33 protein-coding genes are annotated in these 24,993 nt (G+C 64.0%); 15 read left to right on the forward strand and 18 right to left on the reverse strand.

What is annotated here, in order from left to right:
* Position 1: 1 nt before the first annotated feature.
* Together AC0L2H_RS11245 and AC0L2H_RS11250 are read right to left on the reverse strand one after the other, a co-directional pair.
* Positions 2–370: an endonuclease domain-containing protein gene (locus tag AC0L2H_RS11245; protein WP_473590256.1), complete on the reverse strand. Its 369-nt coding sequence runs from the start codon at positions 368–370 to the stop codon at positions 2–4.
* A gap of 188 nt (positions 371–558) precedes the next feature.
* Complete coding sequence (locus AC0L2H_RS11250) at positions 559–1,161, reverse strand: DUF922 domain-containing Zn-dependent protease (protein WP_473590257.1); 603 nt, start codon at positions 1,159–1,161, stop codon at positions 559–561.
* Positions 1,162–1,480: 319 nt separating this feature from the next.
* Between AC0L2H_RS11250 and AC0L2H_RS11255 the strand changes: the two genes are divergently transcribed.
* A complete protein-coding gene (locus AC0L2H_RS11255) occupies positions 1,481–1,699 on the forward strand; it encodes an RNA-binding protein (protein ID WP_473590258.1) in 219 nt (72 codons plus the stop codon).
* Positions 1,700–1,729: 30 nt separating this feature from the next.
* On the opposite strand, the gene AC0L2H_RS11260 is transcribed toward AC0L2H_RS11255, so the two are convergent.
* Both AC0L2H_RS11260 and AC0L2H_RS11265 read right to left on the reverse strand, forming a co-directional pair.
* Complete coding sequence (locus AC0L2H_RS11260) at positions 1,730–3,697, reverse strand: acyltransferase family protein (RefSeq protein ID WP_473590259.1); 1,968 nt, start codon at positions 3,695–3,697, stop codon at positions 1,730–1,732.
* Between the two features lie 146 nt (positions 3,698–3,843).
* Positions 3,844–4,065, reverse strand: a complete 222-nt coding sequence (locus AC0L2H_RS11265; RefSeq protein WP_473590260.1) for an alkylphosphonate utilization protein — start codon at positions 4,063–4,065, stop codon at positions 3,844–3,846.
* Positions 4,066–4,240: 175 nt separating this feature from the next.
* Between AC0L2H_RS11265 and AC0L2H_RS11270 the strand changes: the two genes are divergently transcribed.
* Together AC0L2H_RS11270 and AC0L2H_RS11275 are read left to right on the forward strand one after the other, a co-directional pair.
* Entirely contained in the window at positions 4,241–4,594 is a 354-nt protein-coding gene (locus AC0L2H_RS11270; protein ID WP_473590261.1) for a cupin domain-containing protein, read from the forward strand.
* A 270-nt stretch (positions 4,595–4,864) separates the two neighbouring features.
* A complete protein-coding gene (locus AC0L2H_RS11275; protein ID WP_473590262.1) occupies positions 4,865–6,883 on the forward strand; it encodes an AI-2E family transporter in 2,019 nt (672 codons plus the stop codon).
* Here the strand turns inward: AC0L2H_RS11275 and AC0L2H_RS11280 are convergent.
* The 9 genes from AC0L2H_RS11280 to AC0L2H_RS11320 form a co-directional block, all read right to left on the reverse strand.
* Positions 6,868–7,797 (reverse strand): phosphatidate cytidylyltransferase, encoded by a 930-nt coding sequence (locus AC0L2H_RS11280; RefSeq protein WP_473590377.1) that lies wholly within the window; start codon positions 7,795–7,797, stop codon positions 6,868–6,870. The genes AC0L2H_RS11275 and AC0L2H_RS11280 overlap by 16 nt on opposite strands.
* Before the next feature lie 11 nt (positions 7,798–7,808).
* Entirely contained in the window at positions 7,809–8,579 is a 771-nt protein-coding gene (locus AC0L2H_RS11285) for a lysophospholipid acyltransferase family protein (RefSeq protein WP_473590263.1), read from the reverse strand.
* A 7-nt stretch (positions 8,580–8,586) separates the two neighbouring features.
* Positions 8,587–9,021 carry a hypothetical protein gene (locus tag AC0L2H_RS11290; protein ID WP_473590264.1) on the reverse strand — a complete coding sequence of 145 codons (435 nt, stop codon included), beginning with the start codon at positions 9,019–9,021 and terminating at the stop codon, positions 8,587–8,589.
* Positions 9,018–10,352: a phosphatase PAP2/dual specificity phosphatase family protein gene (locus tag AC0L2H_RS11295; protein ID WP_473590265.1), complete on the reverse strand. Its 1,335-nt coding sequence runs from the start codon at positions 10,350–10,352 to the stop codon at positions 9,018–9,020. Before AC0L2H_RS11295 ends, AC0L2H_RS11290 begins: the two co-directional genes overlap by 4 nt.
* Before the next feature lie 2 nt (positions 10,353–10,354).
* Complete coding sequence (locus tag AC0L2H_RS11300; protein ID WP_473590266.1) at positions 10,355–12,163, reverse strand: bifunctional alpha/beta hydrolase/class I SAM-dependent methyltransferase; 1,809 nt, start codon at positions 12,161–12,163, stop codon at positions 10,355–10,357.
* Positions 12,163–12,765, reverse strand: coding sequence for a CDP-alcohol phosphatidyltransferase family protein (locus AC0L2H_RS11305; protein ID WP_473590267.1), 603 nt, complete (start codon positions 12,763–12,765; stop codon positions 12,163–12,165). The genes AC0L2H_RS11300 and AC0L2H_RS11305 overlap by 1 nt, the downstream gene beginning before the upstream one ends.
* Positions 12,766–13,654: 889 nt before the next feature.
* The gene (locus tag AC0L2H_RS11310; protein ID WP_473590268.1) at positions 13,655–14,077 is read right to left on the reverse strand and encodes a BA14K family protein; all 423 of its coding nucleotides are present in this window, start codon (positions 14,075–14,077) and stop codon (positions 13,655–13,657) included.
* Positions 14,078–14,109: 32 nt separating this feature from the next.
* Positions 14,110–14,535 (reverse strand): EF-hand domain-containing protein, encoded by a 426-nt coding sequence (locus AC0L2H_RS11315; RefSeq protein WP_473590269.1) that lies wholly within the window; start codon positions 14,533–14,535, stop codon positions 14,110–14,112.
* 150 nt (positions 14,536–14,685) lie between these two features.
* A complete protein-coding gene (locus tag AC0L2H_RS11320) occupies positions 14,686–14,952 on the reverse strand; it encodes a hypothetical protein (RefSeq protein ID WP_473590270.1) in 267 nt (88 codons plus the stop codon).
* Positions 14,953–15,085: 133 nt separating this feature from the next.
* Here AC0L2H_RS11320 and AC0L2H_RS11325 point away from each other — a divergent pair, with 133 nt between their 5' ends.
* The 6 genes from AC0L2H_RS11325 (at position 15,086) to AC0L2H_RS11350 (ending at position 18,536) form a co-directional block, all read left to right on the forward strand.
* Entirely contained in the window at positions 15,086–15,433 is a 348-nt protein-coding gene (locus tag AC0L2H_RS11325; protein WP_473590271.1) for a hypothetical protein, read from the forward strand.
* A 702-nt stretch (positions 15,434–16,135) separates the two neighbouring features.
* Entirely contained in the window at positions 16,136–16,582 is a 447-nt protein-coding gene (locus AC0L2H_RS11330; protein ID WP_473590272.1) for an EF-hand domain-containing protein, read from the forward strand.
* Between the two features lie 89 nt (positions 16,583–16,671).
* Complete coding sequence (locus AC0L2H_RS11335; RefSeq protein ID WP_473590273.1) at positions 16,672–17,055, forward strand: hypothetical protein; 384 nt, start codon at positions 16,672–16,674, stop codon at positions 17,053–17,055.
* Between the two features lie 67 nt (positions 17,056–17,122).
* Positions 17,123–17,674, forward strand: a complete 552-nt coding sequence (locus tag AC0L2H_RS11340) for an RNA polymerase sigma factor (protein ID WP_473590274.1) — start codon at positions 17,123–17,125, stop codon at positions 17,672–17,674.
* Positions 17,671–18,135 (forward strand): hypothetical protein, encoded by a 465-nt coding sequence (locus AC0L2H_RS11345; protein ID WP_473590275.1) that lies wholly within the window; start codon positions 17,671–17,673, stop codon positions 18,133–18,135. The genes AC0L2H_RS11340 and AC0L2H_RS11345 overlap by 4 nt, the downstream gene beginning before the upstream one ends.
* The gene (locus tag AC0L2H_RS11350) at positions 18,132–18,536 is read left to right on the forward strand and encodes a periplasmic heavy metal sensor (RefSeq protein ID WP_473590276.1); all 405 of its coding nucleotides are present in this window, start codon (positions 18,132–18,134) and stop codon (positions 18,534–18,536) included. The genes AC0L2H_RS11345 and AC0L2H_RS11350 overlap by 4 nt, the downstream gene beginning before the upstream one ends.
* A gap of 98 nt (positions 18,537–18,634) precedes the next feature.
* On the opposite strand, the gene AC0L2H_RS11355 is transcribed toward AC0L2H_RS11350, so the two are convergent.
* Positions 18,635–19,174 (reverse strand): Hsp20/alpha crystallin family protein, encoded by a 540-nt coding sequence (locus AC0L2H_RS11355; protein WP_473590277.1) that lies wholly within the window; start codon positions 19,172–19,174, stop codon positions 18,635–18,637.
* A 55-nt stretch (positions 19,175–19,229) separates the two neighbouring features.
* Positions 19,230–19,688 (reverse strand): Hsp20 family protein, encoded by a 459-nt coding sequence (locus AC0L2H_RS11360; protein WP_473590278.1) that lies wholly within the window; start codon positions 19,686–19,688, stop codon positions 19,230–19,232.
* Between the two features lie 240 nt (positions 19,689–19,928).
* On the opposite strand from AC0L2H_RS11360, the gene AC0L2H_RS11365 reads away from it, so the two are divergent.
* The gene (locus AC0L2H_RS11365) at positions 19,929–20,060 is read left to right on the forward strand and encodes a hypothetical protein (protein WP_473590279.1); all 132 of its coding nucleotides are present in this window, start codon (positions 19,929–19,931) and stop codon (positions 20,058–20,060) included.
* A gap of 122 nt (positions 20,061–20,182) precedes the next feature.
* Positions 20,183–20,440, forward strand: coding sequence for a DUF982 domain-containing protein (locus AC0L2H_RS11370; protein ID WP_473590280.1), 258 nt, complete (start codon positions 20,183–20,185; stop codon positions 20,438–20,440).
* 66 nt (positions 20,441–20,506) lie between these two features.
* Here AC0L2H_RS11370 and AC0L2H_RS11375 read toward each other — a convergent pair whose 3' ends face one another.
* Together AC0L2H_RS11375 and AC0L2H_RS11380 are read right to left on the reverse strand one after the other, a co-directional pair.
* Entirely contained in the window at positions 20,507–20,776 is a 270-nt protein-coding gene (locus AC0L2H_RS11375) for an usg protein (RefSeq protein ID WP_473590281.1), read from the reverse strand.
* Positions 20,777–20,794: 18 nt separating this feature from the next.
* Positions 20,795–21,223 (reverse strand): hypothetical protein, encoded by a 429-nt coding sequence (locus tag AC0L2H_RS11380; RefSeq protein WP_473590282.1) that lies wholly within the window; start codon positions 21,221–21,223, stop codon positions 20,795–20,797.
* Between the two features lie 240 nt (positions 21,224–21,463).
* Between AC0L2H_RS11380 and AC0L2H_RS11385 the strand changes: the two genes are divergently transcribed.
* The 4 genes from AC0L2H_RS11385 (at position 21,464) to AC0L2H_RS11400 (ending at position 24,446) form a co-directional block, all read left to right on the forward strand.
* Positions 21,464–21,778 (forward strand): co-chaperone GroES, encoded by a 315-nt coding sequence (locus tag AC0L2H_RS11385; RefSeq protein WP_473590283.1) that lies wholly within the window; start codon positions 21,464–21,466, stop codon positions 21,776–21,778.
* A 56-nt stretch (positions 21,779–21,834) separates the two neighbouring features.
* Positions 21,835–23,466 carry a chaperonin GroEL gene (gene groL, locus AC0L2H_RS11390; protein ID WP_473590284.1) on the forward strand — a complete coding sequence of 544 codons (1,632 nt, stop codon included), beginning with the start codon at positions 21,835–21,837 and terminating at the stop codon, positions 23,464–23,466.
* A gap of 78 nt (positions 23,467–23,544) precedes the next feature.
* Complete coding sequence (locus AC0L2H_RS11395) at positions 23,545–23,760, forward strand: hypothetical protein (protein WP_473590285.1); 216 nt, start codon at positions 23,545–23,547, stop codon at positions 23,758–23,760.
* Positions 23,757–24,446: a DUF982 domain-containing protein gene (locus AC0L2H_RS11400; RefSeq protein WP_473590287.1), complete on the forward strand. Its 690-nt coding sequence runs from the start codon at positions 23,757–23,759 to the stop codon at positions 24,444–24,446. Before AC0L2H_RS11395 ends, AC0L2H_RS11400 begins: the two co-directional genes overlap by 4 nt.
* Positions 24,447–24,495: 49 nt before the next feature.
* Here the strand turns inward: AC0L2H_RS11400 and AC0L2H_RS11405 are convergent, their stop codons facing one another.
* A complete protein-coding gene (locus tag AC0L2H_RS11405) occupies positions 24,496–24,993 on the reverse strand; it encodes a GNAT family N-acetyltransferase (protein WP_473590288.1) in 498 nt (165 codons plus the stop codon).

Below are 24,993 nucleotides of genomic sequence, written 5' to 3' on the forward strand. Positions count from 1 at the left end.
ATCAGCATCTGTCCATGCCGGCTTCGATGACGATGTGCTGGCAGACATTGTCGATGTCGCGCAGGACGTCGTCGTTCCAGAAGCGCAGGATGGTCCAGCCAAGCGCCTCAAGCCTGGCAGTTCGCGCGGTATCCAAGCTCGCAACTTCGGCATCGGCATGCTGAGAGCCGTCGAGTTCCACAATCTGCTTTTTGTCCGGACAGGCAAAATCGACGATGTAGTTGGCGATCGGCATCTGCCGCCGGAACGAAAGCCCCATCAGGCGATGCGCCCGGATCTCGTTCCACAGCTTCAGTTCGGCATCGGTCATCACCTTACGCATCTTGCGCGCATGGCCGCGGTTGACCGGAGGCACAGGATAGTGGCTCATCGCCGGCGACCCCCCTCTGCCCTGCCGGGCATCTCCCCCTCAAGGGGGGAGATTGGCCGGCCGCGATGCCGCACCTTGTTCTTCAACGCCGGCGATTGAGGCCGGGACGATGCGGAGGCGTAATCTCCCCCCTTGAGGGGGAAATGTCCGGCAGGACAGAGGGGGTGCCTCGCGCCATCCTCACGATGCTACCTTCCCATCAGCAGCCCGACGATCAGCCGCTGCATGTTGCCGCCCTGGCCGAATTCGACGCGGTCGAAGTCGCGGCTTGCCTGGCGCTGGGCCTGGGAGAGTTCGGAGAGCCGGCTGGTCAGCTCGGTCCTGATCTTCTTGCAGCCGGGGTCAGCGGCCACGGTCAGGCCGACGCTCGTGGCTTCGATCTGGCGCACCATGTCGACGATGGCCTCGCCATGCACCTTTTCGTGGGCAGCGATGCCTGCGGCGAAAACCTGCCAGCTCTTCTGGACCGCGGCCGGCAGCGGCTTGGAGGGCTTCGGCAAGGTGTAGGTGACGATGAGCTTCGGCCGCGCCGAAGCCAGCACGCAGGCATCGCCGCGCGGCTGATAGTCCCTGACCCAGGTCAGCTTGAAATTGGTATGCGCGATGACGCGGTGCTTGCTCTTGCCGATCGTGGGGCCGCGCTCGCCGATCGAGGCATAGAGCTCCGGCCCAGTTTGCCCCGAGATGGCGTAGGTCTCGACCTTTTCGACCGGCTTCCATTGTGCCGTCTGCGCCTGGGCAACCGGCGGCGCCAGCAGACAGGCCGCAAGCAGATATCTGAGAGGCTTCATGCGAATTTCCAGACCCACAACGGGAAGTCGCCCGTAGCAGGGATCGTCAATTCGGTGAAGTGCGTGCCCGCAGATTTCGGTTTGCTGCCTGGTCCGGCAAGGAAGATGGCGAGCGTTCGGCCCGCTATTTCCGTCCGGCAATTCGGCAAGCGGAGGTCAGTTCGCGCCGCCGAGCCTCTGGCCGATCCGCTCGCGCCGCCGGCAATTTCCCTTTGCTTATTGCCGACCGCGCCATCAGGCCCAGATTCCATGTGTTGCCAGCTTGCAGGATGCCGGTTTCCGGCACTGTCCCGTGGAGGTGACCCACATGGAGGTGAGCATGACACGCGACGACATCATTTCGGTATTGGGGCCGGTCGACGAGGCCGTCATCGCCGACATCGTTTCGACCGGGGCGACGATCGAGGAACTGCGCGAGGCCTTTGCCTGGATAGGCGCCGACGAGGCGCTGGTGAACGAAGGCCGTCAGCTGCCCTCGGCAAGGGTGGCGGCGCTGATCGAGCTGCTCGAGACGCCGGACGACGAAGACCTGGCGTAGAAAGCCTGCCGCGGCGGCGGGGCGCCTGGGTCACTTCAGGGCCGCGGTCATCCCGGTTGAGAACAGCGCGCGCTCGAGAGGCCGTTCCAGCGTCTGCGCAAAGGGCGTCGCCAAATGGTGGCGGTCGCGATAGGCCAGTCTGCCGCCGATGAAGACATGGCAGGTCCGAGCGTCGCAGAACTGGTCGGTGATGTCGACATAGGTGGCGTTCGGTATCGAGCGCACGATGTCGCGCTCCACCGCGGCAGTGGCGTCGTTGGCGGCATAGGCCCGCGTCTGGTCGCACAGCGACGGTGTCTGCCCCCGCCACAGGGCGCGGGCCACGCAGGTGTCGACCTGCTCGTCGTTGAAGGGCACGTCGCGGATGAAGGCGACCTTCAGCCCGGCCCGGCTGAACGCCTCGATCGTGGCGCGCAAGCCGGCGCGCCATTCCGCATCCTGGCTGTCGGATACCTTGGCGTCGGGCGACATCTTGCGCGAGCTCGCCAGCGCGATCTCCGAGATCACCACCAGGCTCGGTCGCGCGGCGATGATCTCCTTGATCGACTGCGCGCGCCATTGGTCGCACTCGGTGTAGTCGCGCTTCAGCTTGGTGACCCAGATCGTCAATTGAGAGGCCCGGCAGGAGGATTTGAGCCAGGTGAGGACCCGGTAGTTGTGCTTTTGCGCCGCCTCGATCAGCGGCGTCGACCAGTGGTCGGCATGTGAATCGCCGAACAGTGCGATCGAACCTTCTGCGTTTTTGTCGCCGAACACGCAGTGTTTTGGCGTGACATCCTCGAAGTCGATAATGCAGCCTCCGGCGCGGGCCGTGGAGGGCAGTGCAGCGCTTTCGGCGATGATGCGCTGTTCGGGGGCGATATCGTGCACGGCAAGGCGCGCATTGGCGTAAGCGGCTGCGACGCCGGTGCCGGTCAGGAGGACGGCCGGCACCAGCGCCCGCGCCGCATTGGCCATCAGCCAGCCGTTGCGACGGATCGGGTTCTCGATGAAATTATAGGTGAAGATCGACAGCACCAGCGTCAGCGCCAGGCAGCCGAGCCGATCGGCAAGCGACATCTCCGGAATCATCATCGCGGCATAGACGATGACCGGCCAGTGCCAGAGATAGAGCGAGTAGGAAAGTTTCCCCAGCCACTGCAGAGGCGGCAGCGACAGCACGGCGCTTGGCCCGCTTTGCGTAGTGCCGGAGCCGCTCAGCAGCAACAGCACCGCGCCGGCCACGGGCACCAAGGCCATCACGCCTGGGAAAGGGGCGTCCTCGCTGAAGGTCAGATAGGCGCCGGCGATCAGCGCCAGGCCAAGCCATGCGCATGCCGCGCCAAGTTGCGGGCGCTGCCGCCAGAATCCTGCCGGCGCCATCGTCGCCAGGCCGCCGGCCGCGAACTCCCAGGCCCTTAGCGGCGAGAAATAGAAGGCCCAGGGCTGCGAGACCGTAGTCAGCCAGGCGCAGACGGCGAAAGACACCGCGCCGGCGATGCCGATCACCAGGATTGCCGCGCGCCTGCCAGGGCGCAGCCATGCGGCAAGCAGCAGCAGCGCCGGCCAGGCGAGATAGAACTGCTCCTCGACCGAGAGCGACCAGAAGTGGATGAAGGGGTTGTTCGCCGCATCCGGGGCGAAATAGTCGAACGACCAGCGGATCAGCCAGAAATTGATCGCATAGGCCGACGCGAACATGGCGCCTTTCGAATAGAGCGACTGTTCCTCCGGCGCCAGGATGAAATAGCCGGCGACGAGCGTGACCAGGATGACGAACAGCGAGGCCGGCAGCAGGCGCCTGGCGCGCCGGGCATAGAAGCGCCACAGGTCCAGCCTGCCGGTGTCGTCGATTTCCCGCAGCAACTGGCCGGTGATCAGATAGCCGGAGATGACGAAGAAGATGTCGACGCCGGTGAAGCCGCCCGGCAGCTCCGACAGGCCGAAATGAAACGCGACGACGCCTAATACCGCGAGCGCCCGCAGCCCTTCGATATCAGGCCGGAACGATGCTGACACGACGAACCCCCGTGTTGGTCGTTGACAGCCCACCCGTTGCAGAGCCTCGACTCTATGTGTCGATACCGCAATGCAACAAATCTAACGCAGTGCAACATAAAGGGAAGTTAAGGCAGCGTCGGCCGACGGGCCAAGGACCCGCGCCGTCATGCCTTCTTCAGGAACTCGGTTTTCAGCACAAGGCCCTTCACCTGCCTGGTGCTGCACTCGATCTCGCCGGGATTGCCGGTGAGGCGGATGTTCTTCACAAGCGTGCCGCGCTTGATCGTCTCAGACGTGCCCTTGACCTTCAGATCCTTGATCAGGGTGACGGAATCGCCCTCGTTCAGCTGCGTGCCGTTGCTGTCTCTTACGATCACGTCCGTCATGTCGGGTCTTTCATCGGGCAGGTGAGGGGCGCCGGGGACCGGCCCTATCTCGCGGATGGCGCAAGGTCAAGCGGACCGCCGGCAGTGCGAATGCAGGGCATTCTCGTTGCCGATGTCCGGGGCATCGGCTATTGACCGGCAGCCAATGCCGGCGCAGTTCAAAGGGAGCCCGACCATGACAGACAAGACCATCCTGAAATTCGGCGCCGTCGAAAACGCCGAGGCCGGCGACCTGGCGGGCTGGGTCGTGGTCGCCGGCAGCCCGACCATGAAGACCGCCGTCCAGCACACCACCGAAGACGGCAAGGTCATGTCGGGAACCTGGCAGGCCACCCCCGGCACCTATCACGCGACCTATACCGATTACGAATTCGTGCACATGATTTCGGGCCGCATCGTCATCACGCCCGACGGCGGCACGCCCGTCGAAGTCGGTCCTGGCGATGCCTTCGTGGTCGAAGCCGATTTCAGGGGAACGTGGAAGATCATCGAGCCGGTAACGAAGCACTTCGTCGTCAGGGTCGGTTGAGGCCGGAGACGCGAACGAGCAATCCGATCGCGGCCCAGCCACGACGTGTTAGACCGTCATTGGCTGCGCCAGTCGGACCAAGCCTGACCTCGTCTTCTGCTTTCGCGGAACCGATCAGTACGTCAGTTGTTGTGTTCGGCGACCGAGCGCCCGTCTGGCCGCAAGGCGCCGGCCCCTGCGGCTCGCGTTTTCGAACTCGCCGGCGCGAAGAAGCGAAGTTGCACGCCGGCTCAAGATGCCCGATCATGGCTGTGGCAGGGGAGGTATCAAGTGGCGGCCAATCGTCGAAACGGCATGCAGCCGGCCGAGCCCGGGCTGATGGGCATTGTTTCTTCCGCCAGAACCATTCCGCGCATGTCGTTGCCCACCATCGCGACTGTTGTGGCGGCGGTTGCGGCCCTCTATTTCGGGCGCGAGGTTTTTCTGCCGATCGCAATCGCCCTGCTGCTTACCTTCGCGCTCGCGCCCATGGTTTCGGCGCTCAAACGAGTGGGCATTCCCCGTCTTCCTGCGGTCATCGCCAGCGTGCTGGGCGCCTTCACGGTTCTGGCGCTGTTCTCCTTCATTGTCGCCACGCAGGTCAGCGAACTGGCGCAGAACATCCCGCTTTACCAGTCGAATATCCTGACCAAGGTCAGGTCCCTGAAGGAAACCGGCGTCGGCGGTGGCATCGTTGCCAGACTGAGCACGGTGATCGAACGCGTCGGTCAGGAACTCGACAGGCAGGACGTCGCACAGCCCTCCGCGGATGAGCCCGGGCGCGTGCCGGTGCCTGTCGAGATTGTCGCGCGCGAACGGCCGCTCCAAGTGCTCCAGAACCTGATCGGCCCCTTGATCAGCCCGCTGGCATCGGCTGGCCTGATCATCGTCGTCGTGATCTTCATGCTGCTCGAGCGCGAGGACCTGCGCGATCGTTTCATACGCCTCGTCGGGTATGGCGATCTTCATCGAACCACGGAGGCGCTCCAGGATGCCGGCAAGCGGGTCGGCAGATATCTGCTTATGCAATTGGTGGTGAACATCGTCTATGCCGTGCCGATTGCGTTAGGGCTTTGGGTTCTGGGCATACCCAACGCACTGCTGTGGGGATTGCTGGCGCTGGCACTGCGCTTCGTTCCCTATATCGGCCCGGTCATTGGCGCGCTGCTGCCTTTGTTCCTGGCGCTGGCCGTGGCGCCCGGCTGGTCGCTTGTGCTGTGGACCGCCGGGCTGTTCGTGGTCATGGAAATGATCACCGGCAACGTCGTCGAACCTTGGCTCTATGGCTCGCGCACCGGGCTTTCACCTTTGGCCATCATTGTCGCGGCGATCTTCTGGACCTGGCTCTGGGGGCCGCTGGGTCTGGTTCTGTCGACGCCGCTCACGGTCTGTCTCGTTGTGCTCGGCAGGCATGTGCCGCAGTTCGAATTCCTCGACGTCCTGTTCGGCAACGAACCCGTACTCGAGCCGCATGCCCGGCTCTACCAAAGGCTGCTGGCCGGCGACCCCGATGAAGCCACGGATCATGCCGAGGAGATTCTGGAAGAAAAATATCTGGTCGAATTCTACGACAAGGTCGCCATTCCGGCACTTCTGCTCGGCGAGCAGGACCGCATGCGGGGTGTGATGGGCGAAGAGCAAAGACGGCAGGTGGCGGCCAGTGCGCAGACGCTGGTGGCGAACCTGGACGACAGCGCGCAGGAAGAAGCGGAGGAGGAAGACCCGGCTGCCGCCGAGGAAGCCGGCTCACGCAAGGACAAGGAGGCTCAGGAAGGCGAGGACGACATCGAGTTGCCTGATGGCACGGACATGGCGGTGCTGTGTGCCGGCGGACGCGGCGAGCTCGACGATGCCGCCGCCGCCATGCTGGCGCAGGTGCTCGAAGTCCAGGGCGCAACGATATCGAAGGCGAGCTTTGCCGACATGGATCCGGCGAGCATTCGCCGGCTCGAACTCGACGCTGTCGACACGGTTGTGGTCGGATTCCTGAACCGCGACTCCGTCAAGCACGCCCGTTTCCTGGTCCGCCGGCTGAAACGTGTCAAAACGGCGCTGCGGGTCGGCATCGTGTTCTGGTCGGAGAACGGCGCCGCCAACAAGGAAACAGCCGCTAAATTGGCCAATGACATCAATGCCGATTTTGTGGCCCATGGCATGGTCGAAGCCGTGCTGGGCGCCTTGTCGAGCGATCCGCCGGTTGCACTGAAAGCCGCTGCCAGGCGCCGTATTCGCCGCCGCCCGACGGCTGCCAAGAAAGCGCCGCCTGCTGCTGCAAGCAAGGCTGTCGTTCGCCCTCACGTCCAGAAGTAGCGCACTGTGTGGAAGAACACCGGGGCGGCGAAGACCAGGCTGTCGGCGCGGTCCATCATGCCGCCATGGCCCTCGATCAGATGGCCCCAGTCCTTCACCCCCTGGTCGCGCTTGATGGCCGACGCCACCAGCCCGCCGAGGAAGCCCATCAGGCAGGCGATGAAGGCGACACCGGCCGCCTGGACGACCGAGAAAGGTGTCAGGAACGACAGCAGCGCGCCGAGCAGGCTCGACGCCGCGAGCCCGCCGATCAGCCCTTCCCAGGTCTTTGAGGGCGAGACATCAGGCGACAACAGATGTCTGCCGAACAGCTTGCCGAAGATATACTGCAGCACGTCGCTGCCTTGCACGGTGATGATCAGGAAGGCGATGAGCAACAGGTTGCGACCTTCGAAGCCGGGAACCTCCAGCGTCAGCAGCGCCGGCACATGGCTGACGCAGTAGACCGAGATCATGACCGCCCATTGCTGCGCCGAGACGCGTTCGAGAAAGCGCTCGGTGTCGCCGTGCAGCGCGGTGATGGCCGGCATCAGCAGGAAGCAATAGACCGGAATGAAGATGGTGAAGAGGCCGTACCAGGCGGTCCACACCAGCCAGTACTGGAACGGGATGATGATGCCGAACATGCCAAGCAGCACCCAATGATCGCTGCGCCGGCTGTGCGTCAGCGTCACGAATTCGCGTAGCGCCGCAAACGAGATCAGCGCGAACAGGATAGTCATTGCGCGGCGGCCCAGGAACATGGCGACGGTGATGGCCAGGACCATCACCCACCAGGCATTGATGCGCTGGTTGAGGTTGACCAGCGTCGGGGAGAGCGGCTTCGGGGCGCGCCACGACAGGACGCCGGCGATCAGGTTGGCGATGGTCAGCACGGCGGTGAGGCCGATGACCAGGATCAGGGTTTCGCGCATCGGCATATTGGCTAGTCGTCTCCTGGCGCGTCGTGCCGGATATCGGATCGCGACCGGTGCTCTAAGCTCTTAGGGTCGCGTGATGTCTTCCGGATAGCCGGATTCCGCTTTTCCACATCCTGCTTCGGCGGGCGGGGGTTCAGCGCAAGCAGCGTCTGGCGGGCGCGATCGAGAAAGGCGCGGCGTTCCTCGCCAGGCGCGATGGCCACCGGCGCACCGAAGACGACCCGACAAAGCAGCGGCACCGGCACGAACTGGCCCTTGGGCAGCACCCGCGACATGTTCTCGATCCAGCAGGGGATGAGTTCGACATCGGGCCGCGCCATCGACAGATTGTAGAGGCCGGAGCGGAACGGCAGCAGCGCTTCGTCGGTCATGTTGCGCGTGCCTTCGGGGAAGATGATCAGCGAATGACCTTCATCGAGTACCGAGAGCATGATGGAGATCGGGTTCTGCGCCTCGTCGGTCCACTGCCGGTGGATGAGCACGGAGGACAGCATATCCTGCGCGATAAAGCGGCGCAGCCGCGACTTGCCCCAATATTCGGCCGCGGCGACGGCATGGGTGCGGGCGCGCTGCTTTTCGCTGAGGCAGGCCGACAACAGGATAAAGTCGCCGTGGCTGGCATGGTTGGCGAAGTAGATGCGCTGGCGCTGCGACGGCTCGCTGCCGCTCCAGATCGGCCTGACGCCGGTCACCGCCCAGGCGAGCGCCGACAGGCCGACAGAGGTCGTGGTCTGCAGCAAGGTGAAGGTGTTGGCGCGGATGTGGAGCTTCGTCATCGACGGATCAGACAAATGCCGCGACGAGCGACGTCGCAGCAAACAGGCAGAAGGCGATGCGCTGCCTCAGTAGCAGGCGGCGCGTGCCCGCGACCCGCTCTTCGAGCGAGCGCTGAGCGGCAGGGGCATGCTTCAGCCGCATGCGCGCCAGCACATCGTCGACCGCTGCACCGCCGGCGGTCTCGCTGGCATGGCTCGCCATCAGCCGGAACAGCAGCGCGTCGAAGAGAAGCAAGACAAAATAGGCGAGGGTGGTCGCCGCGCTCGCTGCCGCGATCAGCCAGGCCGCCACCGACACTGGCGTCGCCTGTGGCGCGGCCACACCGCCAATGACAGGTGCTGCCATCACGGCGACCGCGATCAGCAGTACCGGCCATGTCGCCTGCACCATCAGCCCGGCGGCGAATGCCGTGGCTCTGTCCTGATGGGTCTTGCCACTCATGCCGGTTCGTCCGACTCGATCCGAAGATGCACCGTACGGCCCGATGCGGCCAGTTTATTTCGTGCCTGCGCCGGCGTGTGCGAACGGCCGGTGGCGACCAGCCATGCGGCGACGACGCCGGCACTGCGCTGGAAGCCGAGCGCGCAGCAAACCAGCACGGTGCCTTGGCGGCGCGCGTTCTCGACCGCCGCCACTGCCTCCGCGAGCCTGTCGCGCGACGGCGGCAGAAGGTCGAGCGTGGGAATACTGGTCCAGCGGCAGGTGGTGCCGCGCGGCCTTGCCAATTCGCCGGCAAGGTCGATCACCGCGCCGAAGGCGTCAGCTTCGGCCGCTGTCGGAAAGCGGCCGAGCGAGACACCGTCGGCCACCGCGATGTCAGGCGCAAGCTTGCGGGTCCATGCCCACAGGTTGATCCTGGCGCCGAGCCGGTATGGCCAAAGCAGGATGCGGCTCGCCAGCGAAACGCTGCCGCCGGCGGCCTTCTGGAACACTTTGGTCCCGGCCCCGGCATAGGCGAAGGCGACGATGGCCAGCGCCAGCGCCGGCCATAGCAGGACGAGCCACAGCGCCGAGACGAAGGCGCCGGCAGCCGCGCCTGCCAGCGCCAGCACCGCGCCCAGCGCATAGAGCCGCGCCAGCCGCCTGGCCCTTGGATCGGCGGTCCGCCGAAAGCCGGCGAACGGCAATTCGCCCTTGGCCGGAAACAGCCACAGCGCAAAAAACCCAAGCAGCGCGCCGGTGGGGATGTCGATGAAGTGATGCTGCCAGGTTGTCAGCACCGAGGCGCCGATCAGGAAACACCAGCCGTGCCAAACCGTCCGGGTCATGCCGCCCAGTTTTAGGCGCCAATGATCCCAGATGATCACCAGCAACGCGATGTGCAGTGACGGCGCCTGGTTGAACGGTTTGTCGAAGCCGCCAAGCACCGCGAACAGGAAGCCCGGCAGGCCCGATGTTTGCGGCCGCACGAAGGTCGCGGTCAACGGGAACGCGATGAAGCAGGTGACAGCGACGATCTGCGCGGTGAGGTAGCGGCCGGCGAGCCGGTCGACGCCGCTCTTGGTATCGTTGAGCAGCAGCGACAGGCCGTAGAAAAGGTTGATCGACCAGTAAGGCACGATCGTCCATGCCATGAACGGTATAAAATGTTCCCAGCCGAAGACGATGCCGCCGACATGGTCGCGCCGCGATGCCAGCCAGTTGGCGAAGCCGTAGGTGGAATAGAAGAACGGCGCCAGAAAGGCGAGCCACAGCGCTGCCCGCAGCACGACGCCGGCATAAGGCTCGCGCACCGGTACCGACAGGGCAGGGTCTGCGGCAGGCACGGCCATGCTCAGACGCGCCGTGCGACCGAGACGGTGAAGATGCCCCACTGGTCGATGCGCTGGTCGATCTTCTCGAAGCCGGCGGCAGCCACCAGCTGGTCCATCTCGCCCTGCGTGCGCCGGCGCATCACCCAGGCCTGGCCGCCGCGATGCGAGGTCAGGCTGCGCGCGATCATTTCGAGCTGGGGGTGCCAGGGCTGGTTGGTGTAGACGATGAGGCCGCCGGGCTGCATCGCCTTGGCCAGCCCAGCAAGCGACCAGGCGATCATGGCGTTGTCGGCAAACAATTCGTAAAGCCCGGAGACAATGGCAAGGTCCGGCGCCGGATCGAACCCTGCAAGCATTTTGGCGTCGAAGGCGTCGGCCCGATGGAACGAGACGGTTCCCGGCAGCTTGCGGTCGGCGATCAGCTTCTGGCCGAGCGACACGTTGAGGTCGGAATAATCCTGCAGCCGCACGCTGTCCGGCGGATCGGCGCACTTGGCGACGGCGTCGAGCACGTAGCGGCCGTGGCCGGCGGCGATGTCGACGATGTGCACCGGCCGCCCAGTGGCCTTCAGCGCGGCGACCGCATTGCCGATCAGCTCTTCCAGATGAAGCTTGCGCTGGCGGATGCCGCGCCAGCCGATGGCGTCGAGAAAGATGCGGTCGATACTGCGGCCGAGCGCAGTGTGACCCCGCGCGACGTTCTCGTAGACATAATCGAGCGTCGAGCCGGAATCGAAGCCGGTGGCGATCCCGGTCTTCAGACCCGACGACAGCCAGGCGCCCATCCGGATCGAGGCGCGGCTCATCGCCCAGTAAAGACCCCTGGGCGACAGCAGCGGCAGCGGCGAAGCCAGCCGGTCGGCCTCGTCGCGCGTGTAGCCGGCGCGGTCGGCGCCGGTGAGATCGACCGGCTTTTCCGGCGCCGCGAACTGTCTTTCGAGGAACGGCCGGATCAGCTCGAGCGCCTGGCCGCGGTCGCGCTCGCCCAGCGTGTCGTGGAAGAAGCCGGGCAGCACGTGCCGCTCCTTGGCTGGGCTCGCCAGATTGACGAAGAACTCATGCTGCGGTCCGTGCCGCACCACCCAGTCGGCTCCGGAGATCAAAAGCTGCGTCGGCACGGTGATGGCGCGGGCGTCGGCAACGATGCGCGCGGCGTGATCGTAGAGCTCGACCAGGATGTTGGAGGCGATCGGCCGGGTGATCAGCGGGTCGGCTTCGAAGGAGGCGATGCGCTCCGGGTCATGCGTCAGGAACTTGGCCTTGACATAGGAATTGACGAAGAAGCGGCCCTTGAGCTTCTGCCACAGCGCAATGCCTTCCTTGGCGAAGGGCACGTAGAGCTTGACCGAAAAGGCGGGCGAGGCCACCACCAGCGCGCGGATATCGGGCGCATAGTCATGCACCCAGGCGGCGGCGAGCACGGCGCCGAAGGACTGCGCGATCAAGGCGATATCGCTGTGGCCAAACCCATCCCTGGCGATCTCGCGCACGAAACAGTCGATGTCGCGCACCAAGGCCGCAAAGGAAGGCGCATAGCCGCGTTCGCCGGCCGAGCGGCCATTGCCACGCGCGTCCCAGGCGTAGAAGGCATGGCCGGGCATCGCCAGTTCATCGACCAGATGCGCCATGCGGCCGCCATGCTCGTGGCCGCGATGGAACAGGAGGATGGCGCCCCTGGCGGGTTCGCCGACGGCCGGCCAATAGCGGTAGAAGATCTCGGTGCCGTCGTGGCTCCTGAAGGTCCGCTCCTCGGCCACGCGCTCAAGTCCCGCCGGCGCGGCGGTAATGTTGTGTTGGTGAAGCATGGCGGTTCCCCCGAGGCTGCTCATCAGCCGCCGCTCCCCCTAAGGCCGCTGCGTATCCGGTTGATGGCGGTCGCCAGCGACAGTGTAGCCATGGCCGGAAACACAAACGGCGCAATCGCCTCGACCCACAGGCCGCAGGCGATCAGGATGCCGATGACGCCGAGCGCCAGCGCCCGGTCGCTCTTGCCGAAAGGCCCGGCATAATTGCGGCCGGACCCGGCAGCCACGCCGAGCACGCCGGCATATTCCGCTATGATCGCCGTGATGGCGAAAGCGACGACGCCCCAGGCCGGGAAAACGGCGGCAAAAGCCAGGATCAAAGCCAGATCCGAGACGATGTCGCAGAGTTCGTTGAGGTACATGCCGAGCTTCGAGGCCTGGCCGTGTTCCCGCGCGAGCATCCCGTCGATGGCGTTGAGCGCCATGCGGACGAACAGCACCACAGGCATCAGCAGGAAGACCGGGGAATGGCCGGCAAACCTTGCAACGACAAGGCCCGTGGCGACCGAAAGAGCGGCGGCGAGAAGGGTGATCTGGTTGGCTGTGACGCCGGCCCGTGCCAGCCGGTCGGCAAGCGGCCGCAGCTTGGCCTGGAAGGCCGGTTTCAGCGCATAAAGCGTCGGCATGTGCGAGCCCCCCGGCCACAGCGCAAGAAGCGCGCGGGCGAGGATGGCCAATTGGCGGGCAAGACGCAAGAGCCGTGCGTGCGGTGTATATGGCTACCGTCCGCAAACGCGACGGGAGTTGTTACCGTTCTCGCGAAAATGGTAACAACTCTTGCTTTAGGATGCGGCCGTAGGCCGAGAAATCGCTGCCGACATCCATCGAGGGATCCTGACGAAAACCCCGGCGGAGAGACCTCCGGGGTTTTCAGCACAACTGGTTAATACACCCAGTACCAGACCCAGGCACGCTCACGATAGCACCGGCGACGCCACCGGCCGTGACGCCAATAGCGACGGCAGACCCGTCTCCAGACGCGCCGCCTGCGCCGGCGCCTGCGCCCTGGCCAGTGTCCCGGCCGATGGCGGATCGGTTCCAATTCCGCCTGAGCGTCGCCGTCCTCGAATACTTCCTTATCCTGCGCCTCGAGTTCATCGAGGATGCCGCTTCTGGCGGCTGGAACGCCGGCCACCGCGTTGACGGGCCGAACCGCGCTCGCGAGCGCCGCCGCCCCTGCAATGCCAAACATTCCTGTCAGAAATAGTCGCCGATCCATAGAAACCCTCCAATCACCTTTGAGCGAGACAAGGTCTACATCTGGAGAATAGCGCGACGGATACAAAAACCAAGGGGTCGCAGCAGAAGTGGTAAACACCTCATGTGTCGAGCGGTATCATCGGAATGGCCTCGGAGCGCTGCAGCCCCCGTCCACAACCGATTAGAGGCTGCTCAATCGTAATGGACATCTTGAACAATGCCCCGGTCCTTCGGCGCAATATCGACGATCGATTGCGAGAAGGTCCAGCCGTGGCCGTCCGGGGCGCTCGGTCGCCGACCCGGCGCCCCGTCAACTCAACTATAGGGCGACCAGCACTGCCGGCGAGGGCCGGAATAGGGCTGGTAACTGTTGTCCCAGGCGCGGTACGAGACATAGCGGTCGTAGCACCAGCGGACATGGGCGGCGGCCAGCCGGGCCGCAGGGCGCGGTGGCGGAGCGACAGTCGCGACCGCGACGCCTGTGGCGAAAGCCGCAGCGGGGAACCAATAGCCATTGTAGTAGCGATAGCCGGGCCGCAAGCGCACATAGCCTCGGTAGCCATTGTAGTAATAGGCGCCGCCGACGACGTACAAGCCGCGCCGGTAGCGGACGGGCTCAGGCGTGGCTGCAGCCGATGTCGGGCTGGAAGCGGGCATGATCGGCAAGGCGCTGGCCGGCGAAGCAAGAGCCGAAGCGCCGAGCATCAATGCGCAGAACGCTGTGATTGTCTGTTTCATCGTGTTGTCCTCTTGATGTCGAAGGGTGCTGGTCAGCGACGCCTGAGCGCCCGCAATTCGGAGATGGAGAGCGCGCGGTCACCGTTCTTGTCCGCCCGCAGCAGCCGGTCGGGAATGAAGCCCGCAAACTCGTCGCGCGAAATTCTTCCGTCGCCGTTGCGATCCATGCGGTCGGCCTGTGTCTTGAAGTCCGCGACCTGCGCGCTGCGGAAATCGCGTCTTGATTTCACCTGCTCCAGGGCGTCGCGCACCTCGCCCGGATCGAGCAGGCCGTTGTGATTGGCATCCATCCGGTCGAACATCTGCGCCCGCACAGCCTGGATCTCACCGAATTCGAGAATCCGGTCTCCGTTCGTGTCGATGCGCTGGAAGAATTGCCTTGCTCCGGACCCGTCCGCCGCCAAAGCGCCATTTGCCCCAAGCAGCAGGCCCGCGCAGGCCAGGGCGATCTTTTTCATGCTGGTCTCCAGTCTTGGTCGGGGACCCGCCACGGGCGCCCTTGCAAAACCTTGTACGCAGCACCTTGCCTGCCCCTACGCAGCCATGTGGCATTTTTTCATGGATGAGCGAACCGCCGGACGGCCGGGGGCACGCATAGTTGGCGGGACTTAGTGGGGCGCACTGCCGGCAAGGTGTCGAATGCCGTTGGCCGTCATCCAGCGGGCGCGAGCCAGATGCGTCGCCCAGGCCCGGAATGCCCTCTCGGGTTCCCGGATCGGGTCGATGTGCAGAACGGCCTGGGCAACCTCGCGCCAGTCTGCTCCGTCGGCTGAAGCATCGAGCAGCCGAATATAGGTCAGCATGCAGCCTTCGTCATACACGGTCGGCACCGACGACATCGGCGCCACGTCCGCTATGTGAGTCTGCTTTGACATTGCGACCTGCCAACGGTGACCAAGGCGGCATCATGACACGCGATAGTGTTGACAGCGCCCTGTGTTCGAAGGACGCCGACTAACCGGAATTGTAGTTTAGTGGAACCTAATCTTAACGATGCGATTACCATGCATGGGTAAACATGAGATCCGGAGCGTTGCTGAACACTGGCTGACGGCAGCTCAGCTGGCAGAGGATCCAATGATTGCCGTCAAGGACCGGATACTGGAAGCAGCCGAGAACGATACGATTTCTTTTGTCGTTGCCAGGGTTGAGCAACCAGACGCCGAGCTCGTCAAAGCAGGCGACCCCGTTGAGGAAGCCGATACCGTAGAGAAAGTCGAGCCTCAACAGATCAGGCTCGCAATGAGCTTTTTCCATGATCTGGAAGTGTCGATCCTTGTTCTCTACATTGTCTACGCCATCGCAGTAGCGGGTGTGGCCGCATTCCTGTTGCTGCAATGGGGGCAGGCCCTCTAAATCGGTCATCGTTTCGCGGAAACGCCGGACCGCGCTATCTCCTTGTTTTGCGCAATTTCCCAATGAATGTCTGCAAAAGTGTGCGTTGCCCTGGGCGCGCCACGGCAGCTACGTTTGCAACTGATGCTCCCGTGGGTGTTCAATCCGCGGTCGCCGCCGCTTCGCGCATCGGCAAAATAAATGAAGGCCCGCGCTCTGGCGAGGGCGCGGGCCGATCGGGTTGCAGCCCGATCCGCAGGGGAATCCGAAGATTCCGCTGCTCAGGGATAATTATTAGATGCGACTAATGTTCCTGCATCGGCCGAACGAATGATGTGACCGCGCTCGAGCACGAGCACGCTGGCTAACGATTCCTTTCGCGCAAGGCAGTGCGTCCGGCAACTTTCTCAGAATGGCGCTCGTGTGTGCAGGGGGCTCGCTTTCGGGGGGAAGCCATGCACAGGAAGCAACGTGTCATCTTCATGGTGGCGGTCTTTGCGGCTGTTCTGGGCTTTGCGCTGTTGTTGGTGATCCTGCAAATACTCAGTTCGTTCGATTAGACCTCAGCACCGGAAATCTTTGCGGAACCGATGTTGGACCATCAGCACGAGCCGCTTTGAGCGAGAATTTTTCGCCGGCGAGCGTAGGGGCGAAGTCCTTCCTGCGTATCGGTCAGCAGTTGCCAACGACAGGGCGACCGATGACAGCGAAAGGACCACCATCATGAAACGTCCAGCACTTGTTGCGACCCTGCTTCTGGGGCTTGCACCGCTTTGCGCCGCGCAGGCCCAGGACATGCCGGGCAAAGACGCAGGCAAGCACATCCTGCAACGCGTCGACACCAATGGCGACGGCGCCGTTTCGAAGGACGAGATGACCGACGCCCGCGAGCACGCCTTCAAGAAGCTCGATCGCAATGGCGACGGCGTCATCGACGAGAAGGAAATCGAAGGCGCGCGCGATGCCATCATGGATCGCGCCGACGCCGCGCAGGCCATGCTCGGCACGCGCTGGCGGCGCATGGATACGAATGGCGACGGCAAGGTCTCGGAGGACGAGTTCCGCAGCCGCATGCCGCTGTTCTACCTCGCCGACCGCAATGGCGACGGCAGGCTTTCAGCGGACGAGATCGCCGTCATCCGCAAGCTCTTCGCCGATCGCGCCGGCTGACGATCCCCATCGCCACCCTTGTTCGACAAGGGCTCGGCCTTTCCGGCGACATGCCTTGGTCTTTTCCAAGCAAAATCAAGGAGTACGACATGCTTTCTTCAGCGAAGATTCACCTATTCTGCGTTGGCGCGATACTTGTAGCGTCAACGCCCGCGCCGGCTGCGGCCGAGGAATGGAAACGGCCGACCGCGCATGGTGGCGAGATCGGCCGCAGCGTCACCGGCGATGGCGGCGTCTATACCGGTTCGACCACGCGCACCGGCCCCAATGGCGGCACCTATACCTCCACATCCAAATGCATGGCAGGCGTTGTTGACCGCTGCTCCAGAAGCTATTCTGGCACTGGGCCGGACGGGCAGTTCTTCTCCGGAAAGCGGGTGTCGGCGCGTGGGCCGTTCCACGGCCGCTCGGCCGGCTCTTTCACCGGGCCGAACGGCAAGACGGTCTACGGATTCCGCCGCTGGCGCCGTTGACGTTCAGGAGCTTCGCCAGTTGGTGCCCGTCGCAGTGCAGCATGAGAAGGCCCGTGAGGACGACGAATTGCTGGCGCGCGTGGCGGCGGGCAACCAAGGCGCGCTGTCCGAACTCATCGCCCGTCATGGTCGGGGTTTGCGGGTGTTTGCCGCCCGCTATCTCGGCAATGAAGGCGATGCCGAGGATTTGGTGCAGGAGGTGTTCGTGACCGTCTGGAAGCAGGCCGCGCGGTTCGATCCCGCCCGGGGGCGTGCCTCGACCTGGCTCTACAGGATCACCGCCAATCGCTGCATCGACCAGCGCCGGCGGCGGGCGCTGCGCAGCTTCATTTGGCTCGACGATGTCAGGGACGAGGTGCCCTCGCTGGAAGCCGATGCCGAAGCGACGACCGCTGCGCGGCAGGAGTTGGCGATCGTGCGCGATGGCTTGTCGCGCCTGCCGGAACGGCAGCGCATGGCTGTGCTGCTCAGGGCCGTGGGCGACCTCGACATCGCGGCAATCGCCGAAATTATGGGCGGCAGCGCCGGATCGGCCGAGCAATTGCTTGTGCGCGGGCGGCGGGCGCTGCGGGATCATCTGGCAATGGCGGCCGCGGGCCGTGAAAGGAAGTCCTCATGACGCGGGACGAGTTCGAACGAAATAAGCGCCGGTTCGGCGACACCGTCGAGAGATGGCCGGCTCCCTTGCGGCAGGAGGCGCGGGCCTTCATGGCGGACGAGGCGGGGCTCCACGACGATCCCGACACCGCGCTCGACCGTCTCGTGCTCGAGGCGTCGCTGGTCGAGGGCGACGACCAGGCGTTGGCGCGCAAGGTGCTGGACCGCATCGACAGCGACAGGACACGGTCATCCTTCCTGCCGCGCTTCTTCCTGGCTCCGGCGGGGCTGGCGGCCTGCGCCGCGGCCGCGCTCCTGGCGGTGACCGTGGTGGGCTACCAGGTGGCGCGCCAGCAGGACGACCTGCAGGATTCGGAGCTTCTGGCGCTGGCCTCCGGCGCGCGTCTGACCGACGACGGCGGGTCTGGCATCCTGGACGAGCCAGGCATGGGAGCCGATCCGACAGAGGAGGATTCGCTTTGACGAAACGTTCCTGGATATGGACGGCAACGCTGGTGTTGCTCGGCCTGTCGCTCGCCGTCAACTTCTTCCTGATCGGCTATGCGGCGCATGGGCTACGGCAGGGAGGGGCGGCGCGCATGCTGATATCGGAGATCGCGGGCAACTATTCGCCAGCGGTCAGGAAGGAGTTCCGCGGCATCCTGCGCGACAACCGGGCGCGCACCTTTCAGGCGATGCGCGAACTGCGCACCGCGCGCGCCAATCTGGCGGCGGCGCAGAAGGCGACGCCCTTCGACGAAGCCGCGGTGAAGGATGCGATGACGGCGGTGCGCGCCGCCACGACAAACCTTCAGGCGACGATGCAGGACTACCTTCTCACCGCGCTGAAGAACGTCAGGGCAAAGCCCGCTACCGGAAGCTAGCTCCGGCAGGGTCAGCTGACGGCTGGATCGCAAGCGCGGCTTGCGGAATTTCACCATCAAGCGCAGCCGGACGCGATTGCGCCCGGCCGCCAACGCGGTCAGTGCTTGCTCTCGCCGGCAGAACTGGCGCCGCCGCCACTGATGGCGATGCGCCGGGCCTTCGCCTGTGCGCGCTGGGTCTTGGGGAGCGTCACGGTGAGCACGCCGTTGTGGAAGGCGGCGTTCACCTTCTCCTCCTCGACCTCGTAGCCAAGCGGAATGCGCCGTTCGAAGCGGCCGTAGAACCGCTCGGAGAAGTGCCTGTCCTTGTCCTCGGTCTCGGACCGCTTCTCGCCACGCAACGTCAGCACGCCGTCGTCGAGCATAAGCTCGACGTCTTTTTCATCCATGCCGGGGATTTCGGCAATTACGCGGATCTCCTTCTCGCCATCGGAGATTTCAACGCTTGGCCAGTTGGCGCGCGCCGACGAAAATCCGCGGAGCGAGGGCATCCGCGTTTCGAAACCGCGGAACGCCTCGTCGATCATGCGGTTCATCTCGCGATGCAACGCCATGAACGGATCGCGGTCGTCGTCACGATAGAGGGTGGGAACCGGACTATTCTCCCGGCCCCATGGGATGAGATCACGAATAGCCATTGGTGTTTTCCTTTCTCGATTGGTTGTGTCGAAGGCGTCGTCAGACCGCCTTCTCTCAGGCGGCCTGCTTCTCGACCTGTCGCGCCTTCGGCGCACTGTCCTCCTTGGCGATTGCGATACGACGCGGCTTCATCTCCTCGGGTACTTCGCGCACGAGGTCGATCGTCAGCAGGCCGTTGTTTAGCGAGGCGCCGGTGACCACCATATGGTCGGCAAGCTCGAAGCGCCGTGTGAACGGCCGCAACGGCAGGCCGCGATGCAGATACTGCACCTTGTCCTGTTCCTTGCGCTCGCCCGACACCACGAGAAGGTTCGGCTCGTGGCTGATATCGAGATCGTCTTCAGAAAAGCCGGCGACGGCGATCTTCACGCGATAGCTGTTCTCGTCGCTTCGCTCGATGTCATACGGCGGCCAGCTGTCAACTGCCTGAGGCGCGTTTTCCAGCAGGTTGAAGACGCGGTCGAAGCCGATGCTCGACCGATAGAGCGGGGAAAAGTCAAATGCGTTTCTCATAGCTACATCCTCCATTGAGCAACATAGGTACGAGGAGCGCCAAAGAGCTTTGGCGCCCCTTGGGTTTCTGCCGGCCCCGTTGGGCGGCCGGCACTGTCGATTTGGATATTGTGAGCCCGGAATCAAGACCAGATTCAATGCCGCTGGACGATTTTTTTGTTGCAACATTGTGGCCGGCAATGCCGGTCTCAACCGTCATCAAGGATCGCGCCGGCACGCTGCATGGAGGATATCAAGTCCATGACACGCGACGACATCATTTCGGTGCTGGTGGACGACGCCGTCATCGCCGACATCGCCCCGACCAGTGTCCTCTGCCGCCGCCAAAGAGTGGCTGATCGGGCTCCTCGAACCCATGCCGACAACATATAAAAGTTGGCGCCAGGAGACTTGAAGCGCACCGAGGAAGGAACCATCTCGTCGACCGGTGCCGACATCGGCCACCGGTTTACTTGCTCTACTTGCTCTAGAAACGGAAGAAGAAGGAGGAAGTGATGAACGACGTCCCGTTTTCCGAGCCGATCACGCTCAAGCTGCAATCCGACGGAGAGCGCAAGGTCGCCAGCAGCTGGGAAGCCATCGAATGCATGCAGCAGTGGCCGCAATGGGCGCGCGACCGAAGCTGGCGCGCAGCCTATCGCGCCTGCCGCGACGCTCTCGACGGCTGGCGTACGGGGCGCGAGGCCCGCACAGCCTTCGTCAAGGCGGCTCGCGCGGCCGGATTGCTTGTCCGCGGCCGTAAGTCTGCCTGACCGGCCATTGCCCGCATCGCGGGGGGCGGCTGACGCCGCCGGATCCGTCCTCAGGCCATTTGGCAATTATTGAAGGGTGACTACACCGTCCACAGACCGCCATTCGGAAGGTTGAATCAGGCGGTGATGGGCGACGCGCACGGAATGCAGCGGACCTTCGATCTCGCGCTCCCAATACTCGAGGAAATGTTTCAGCGTCGGGAAATCGGGGGCGATGTCGTATTCCTGCCAGACGAAAAGCTGCAGCAGGCTCCGATGGTCGGGAAGGCGGTAATGGATCTCCGCCGTCGTAAGTCCGAAGCCCTGCATCTGAAGCTGGAACTCCCTGCTGACCATACGCGTCTCCTTTCAACATCAACTGAAGTTGTCGGCGCTCATACCGCCGAAAATCGAACAACGCTCCGGCTCGGCGGGCCGTTCCATGCCATTCCGGTCAAGCTGCTGCAGGGCTTCCATGATTGTGTCGAAAAGTATCGGCCGTTCGGCGCCGGGCGGTTGGCGCAGTGACGGCATGCATTCGACCGCGCAGGCGTCGGATGCCCATGATGCGAGAATGGCGCGCTTTTCGAAGACATCGAGATTGCCGTCGCTCAGCACATCCGTCGGGTGCTTGAAGAATCGTGCCGGATCCAGAAGGCGGTTCAGATCCGATGTTTCAGTCGACATGGAAGGGACGATTGTCGAGAGGTGGTCTTCCATTGCTATTCTCCGCTCGCAATAAACTCCTCGGCTTGGGTATATCGGGGCCGTCGCGCCGGCTCCGCTTTCGGCAATATCTTGCAATGCGCCGGGCCGATTTCAAGTCGCCAAATGACAAATAACCGCATGATTACAGTGCATTGGCACTCGACCATACCGAGTGCCAAAAAATTTTCGAAATCCTCTTGAAACCCGTTATTGGCAGACTAACTCGATATGCGCGCGATGCCCGAACAGGGGTCACGCACCGTCGCGTCGACCGTTGTGCCGGTCGGCCGCGAAGGGAGGTCCAAGAAAACCTGTTTGTCCTATGAGGAGAACAACATGACGTTCCGCCCATTGCATGACCGTATCCTAGTTCGCCGCATCGAGGTCGACGAGAAGACCGCCGGTGGCATCATCATTCCCGACACCGCCAAGGAAAAGCCGCAGGAGGGCGAGGTCATCGCCGCCGGATCGGGCGCGCGTGACGAGGCCGGCCAGCTACAGCCTCTCGATGTCAAGGTCGGCGATCGCATCCTGTTCGGCAAGTGGTCCGGCACCGAGATCAAGCTCGACGGCGAGGACCTGCTCATCATGAAGGAGAGCGACGTGCTGGGCGTGATCGACGCCAGCGCCGAAGTGAAGAAGGCCGCCTGAGCGGGGCCGGACAAGCAATCAGTCAACGAAAAGCTGCCTAATCGAAGGAGTGATCCATGGCTGCCAAGGAAGTGAAATTCCATACCGAAGCCCGCGAGAAAATGCTGCGCGGCGTCGACATCCTCGCCAACGCGGTGAAGGTCACGCTCGGCCCCAAAGGCCGCAACGTCGTCATCGACAAGTCGTTCGGCGCCCCGCGCATCACCAAGGACGGCGTCACCGTCGCCAAGGAAATCGAGCTTGAGGACAAGTTCGAAAACATGGGCGCGCAGATGGTGCGCGAAGTCGCTTCGAAGACCAACGACATCGCCGGCGACGGCACCACGACCGCGACGGTTCTGGCGCAGTCGATCGTCAGGGAAGGGGCCAAGGCGGTGGCCTCGGGCATGAACCCGATGGACCTGAAGCGCGGCATCGACAAGGCGGTCGACGCCGTTGTCGCCGAACTCAAAGCCAATGCCAGGAAGGTGACCAGGAACGACGAGATCGCCCAGGTCGGCGCCATCTCGGCCAATGGCGATGCCGAGATCGGCCGCTTCCTCGCCGAGGCGATGGAAAAGGTCGGTAATGAGGGCGTCATCACGGTCGAGGAGGCCAAGACCGCCGAGACCGAGCTCGAAGTCGTCGAAGGCATGCAGTTCGACCGCGGCTATCTCTCGCCCTATTTCATCACCAACCAGGACAAGATGCGCGTCGAGCTCGATGAACCCTATGTGCTGATCCACGAAAAGAAACTCTCAAACCTGCAGGCCATGCTTCCGGTGCTCGAAGCTGCCGTGCAATCGGGCAAGCCGCTGCTGATCATTGCCGAGGACGTCGAGGGCGAGGCTCTGGCGACGCTCGTCGTCAACAAGCTGCGCGGCGGGCTGAAGGTCGCGGCCGTCAAGGCGCCGGGCTTCGGCGATCGCCGCAAGGCCATGCTGGAGGACATCGCCATCCTGACCGGCGGAACGGCGATCTCGGAAGACTTGGGCATCAAGCTGGAGAACGTGACGCTGGAGATGCTTGGCCGCGCCAAGAAGGTGGTGATCGAGAAGGAGAACACCACCGTCGTCGATGGCGCCGGTCGCAAGGGCGAAATCCAGGGACGCATCACCCAAATCAAGGCGCAGATCGAGGAGACCACCTCCGACTACGACCGCGAAAAGCTGCAGGAGCGGCTGGCCAAGCTCGCCGGGGGTGTCGCCGTGATCCGCGTTGGCGGTTCGACGGAGGTCGAGGTCAAGGAGCGCAAGGACCGGGTGGACGACGCCTTGCACGCGACCCGCGCGGCGGTCGAGGAAGGCGTTCTGCCCGGCGGCGGCGTGGCGTTGCTGAGGGCGGCGAAGGCGCTGGACGGAATCCTGGTCGACAACCCCGACCAGAAGACCGGTGTCGAGATCGTGCGTCGCGCGATCGAAGCGCCGGTGCGCCAGATCGCCGAGAACGCCGGCGCCGAAGGCTCGATCATCGTCGGCAAGCTGCGCGAAAAGACCGATTTCGGCTATGGCTGGAACGCCCAGACCAATGAGTTCGGCGATCTCTATGGGCAGGGCGTGATCGACCCGGCCAAGGTCGTGCGCACGGCTCTGCAGGACGCCGCGTCCGTCGCCGGACTGCTCGTCACCACGGAGGCGATGGTGGCCGAGAAGCCGAAGAAGGAAGCGGCTGCTCCGGCGATGCCCGGCGGTGGCGGCATGGACTTCTGAGGTCCAGACTTCGAGGACAAACGGGCCGTGCCCGCTGGTGGGCACGGCCCTGCGTGACCAATATCTGCAGGTGTTGCCATGGATATGATGAACAGTTTTGGACACATCGCGGCGCCAACCCTTCCGAAAACCGATTTCAACTATGAGACGGAGTGCAAGACGGCGCTGGCGCCGCTTGTCGACGGATTGCTGGACGCGGTGGAGTCGGCCGGCTGGGACCGCCGCAAGGCGACCTACACGCTAATGTTTCTGTCGGCTCGGCGATTGGGAACCGGCAAGGAGGAGCGAAAATGATTGCGGCGCGCATGCGTGAATGCCTGCGCCTGCTGAGGTGGTCGGAATCCGATTTTGCCGAAGAGGTTGGCTATCCGGTTGCAACGGCAAGAAACTGGCTCTGGGGGCGCGAGCGTCCACCGCTGGGCGTGGTGGCCTGGCTGGAGGCGCTGGTCAAGGCGCATCGATCGCTGCCGTGGCCGGGGATGCCGGCAACTCCGGCGAACCAGCGCGCCGGTGCCACGTCGGCCGGGATGTCGGCCACGCCCGAAATTCGTACGGCATCTGCAATCGAAACCGGTCCGATACCGAGAAACGGCCCGATTTTTGACCGTGGCCCGATTTTTGACCATGGAATGCAGACAGTTGAACACCGAAAGGAGAGTGTCATGGATCGTTCTTCTTTTGAAAAGCCGGTGACGATCCTCACCGGCCTCGGCATGGCGACGAAAATAGAAAGCGCGGCGCAAGCCCATGCGGTGCTGGCCGACTGGCCGACGGCGAGCCGGACGGCCGCGCATGACATCGCCGCCAGAGCCTGCCGGGCCGCGATGGACGGAGAGATCGATGCCGAGACGGCGCGGGCGACCTTCCTGGCGTTTGCCCGCCGCAACGATCTTCTTGTGCCGCGGACGAATGGGGCCATTGCAAGCGGGGCGATAGCGGGCCGGACGACAGCTTCTCAGCGCGTCAACGCATCGGTCTGAGGGCTTCCAGCGTTGGAAAGCCGAGGCGGGACGAGCGGTCCCGCCGGAGTCACGCCCTTGGCAACAGCCTGCGCATGATCAGCGAGGCGTGGCCGCTCACGCCATGCGCGGCCGACCGGCGCTCGACCACCTCGAACCCGTGCTTGCCATAGAAGGCGATTGCGCGGTCATTGCCCTCGATCACTTCCAGCGCGATGCTCGGGATACCCGCATGGGCGGCAAGGACGGCGTGCAGCAGGTCGGCGGCGAGGCCGGTGCCGAATTCGCTTTTGTCGATGTGGAGCCGGTCGAGCATCACGTCGCCGGTTGCATCCATCTTAGCCATGGCGTAGCCGGCAATAGAGCCGTCCGGCCGTTCCGCCACGAACGACATCTTGTTGTCGTCCGCCAGTTCCGCCGCCAACCGCTCCGGCGCGTGCTTGTCATCCGAGAGCCGTGTCGTGGTCTCTGCGCCCAGGATCGGCGAATACGTCCGACGCCAGGACTCGCCGAGCAGCCGCGACACCGCCGGTACGTCCTGTTCGGTCATGGCTCTGATCCGGGTCAT

The sequence above is a fragment of the Mesorhizobium sp. WSM4871 genome (assembly GCF_055811295.1).

Excerpts from the sequence above, each read along its gene's own strand:
- AC0L2H_RS11245 (WP_473590256.1), bottom strand. The coding sequence starts at position 370 with ATGAGCCACTATCCTGTGCCTCCGGTCAACCGCGGCCATGCGCGCAAG.
- AC0L2H_RS11250 (WP_473590257.1), bottom strand. The coding sequence starts at position 1,161 with ATGAAGCCTCTCAGATATCTGCTTGCGGCCTGTCTGCTGGCGCCGCCG.
- AC0L2H_RS11255 (WP_473590258.1), top strand. The coding sequence starts at position 1,481 with ATGACACGCGACGACATCATTTCGGTATTGGGGCCGGTCGACGAGGCC.
- AC0L2H_RS11265 (WP_473590260.1), bottom strand. The coding sequence starts at position 4,065 with ATGACGGACGTGATCGTAAGAGACAGCAACGGCACGCAGCTGAACGAG.
- AC0L2H_RS11270 (WP_473590261.1), top strand. The coding sequence starts at position 4,241 with ATGACAGACAAGACCATCCTGAAATTCGGCGCCGTCGAAAACGCCGAG.
- AC0L2H_RS11280 (WP_473590377.1), bottom strand. The coding sequence starts at position 7,797 with ATGCGCGAAACCCTGATCCTGGTCATCGGCCTCACCGCCGTGCTGACC.
- AC0L2H_RS11285 (WP_473590263.1), bottom strand. The coding sequence starts at position 8,579 with ATGACGAAGCTCCACATCCGCGCCAACACCTTCACCTTGCTGCAGACC.
- AC0L2H_RS11290 (WP_473590264.1), bottom strand. The coding sequence starts at position 9,021 with ATGAGTGGCAAGACCCATCAGGACAGAGCCACGGCATTCGCCGCCGGG.
- AC0L2H_RS11295 (WP_473590265.1), bottom strand. The coding sequence starts at position 10,352 with ATGGCCGTGCCTGCCGCAGACCCTGCCCTGTCGGTACCGGTGCGCGAG.
- AC0L2H_RS11300 (WP_473590266.1), bottom strand. The coding sequence starts at position 12,163 with ATGAGCAGCCTCGGGGGAACCGCCATGCTTCACCAACACAACATTACC.
- AC0L2H_RS11305 (WP_473590267.1), bottom strand. The coding sequence starts at position 12,765 with ATGCCGACGCTTTATGCGCTGAAACCGGCCTTCCAGGCCAAGCTGCGG.
- AC0L2H_RS11310 (WP_473590268.1), bottom strand. The coding sequence starts at position 14,077 with ATGAAACAGACAATCACAGCGTTCTGCGCATTGATGCTCGGCGCTTCG.
- AC0L2H_RS11315 (WP_473590269.1), bottom strand. The coding sequence starts at position 14,535 with ATGAAAAAGATCGCCCTGGCCTGCGCGGGCCTGCTGCTTGGGGCAAAT.
- AC0L2H_RS11320 (WP_473590270.1), bottom strand. The coding sequence starts at position 14,952 with ATGTCAAAGCAGACTCACATAGCGGACGTGGCGCCGATGTCGTCGGTG.
- AC0L2H_RS11325 (WP_473590271.1), top strand. The coding sequence starts at position 15,086 with ATGGGTAAACATGAGATCCGGAGCGTTGCTGAACACTGGCTGACGGCA.
- AC0L2H_RS11330 (WP_473590272.1), top strand. The coding sequence starts at position 16,136 with ATGAAACGTCCAGCACTTGTTGCGACCCTGCTTCTGGGGCTTGCACCG.
- AC0L2H_RS11335 (WP_473590273.1), top strand. The coding sequence starts at position 16,672 with ATGCTTTCTTCAGCGAAGATTCACCTATTCTGCGTTGGCGCGATACTT.
- AC0L2H_RS11345 (WP_473590275.1), top strand. The coding sequence starts at position 17,671 with ATGACGCGGGACGAGTTCGAACGAAATAAGCGCCGGTTCGGCGACACC.
- AC0L2H_RS11355 (WP_473590277.1), bottom strand. The coding sequence starts at position 19,174 with ATGGCTATTCGTGATCTCATCCCATGGGGCCGGGAGAATAGTCCGGTT.
- AC0L2H_RS11360 (WP_473590278.1), bottom strand. The coding sequence starts at position 19,688 with ATGAGAAACGCATTTGACTTTTCCCCGCTCTATCGGTCGAGCATCGGC.
- AC0L2H_RS11365 (WP_473590279.1), top strand. The coding sequence starts at position 19,929 with ATGACACGCGACGACATCATTTCGGTGCTGGTGGACGACGCCGTCATC.
- AC0L2H_RS11370 (WP_473590280.1), top strand. The coding sequence starts at position 20,183 with ATGAACGACGTCCCGTTTTCCGAGCCGATCACGCTCAAGCTGCAATCC.
- AC0L2H_RS11375 (WP_473590281.1), bottom strand. The coding sequence starts at position 20,776 with ATGGTCAGCAGGGAGTTCCAGCTTCAGATGCAGGGCTTCGGACTTACG.
- AC0L2H_RS11385 (WP_473590283.1), top strand. The coding sequence starts at position 21,464 with ATGACGTTCCGCCCATTGCATGACCGTATCCTAGTTCGCCGCATCGAG.
- groL (WP_473590284.1), top strand. The coding sequence starts at position 21,835 with ATGGCTGCCAAGGAAGTGAAATTCCATACCGAAGCCCGCGAGAAAATG.
- AC0L2H_RS11395 (WP_473590285.1), top strand. The coding sequence starts at position 23,545 with ATGGATATGATGAACAGTTTTGGACACATCGCGGCGCCAACCCTTCCG.
- AC0L2H_RS11400 (WP_473590287.1), top strand. The coding sequence starts at position 23,757 with ATGATTGCGGCGCGCATGCGTGAATGCCTGCGCCTGCTGAGGTGGTCG.
- AC0L2H_RS11405 (WP_473590288.1), bottom strand. The coding sequence starts at position 24,993 with ATGACCCGGATCAGAGCCATGACCGAACAGGACGTACCGGCGGTGTCG.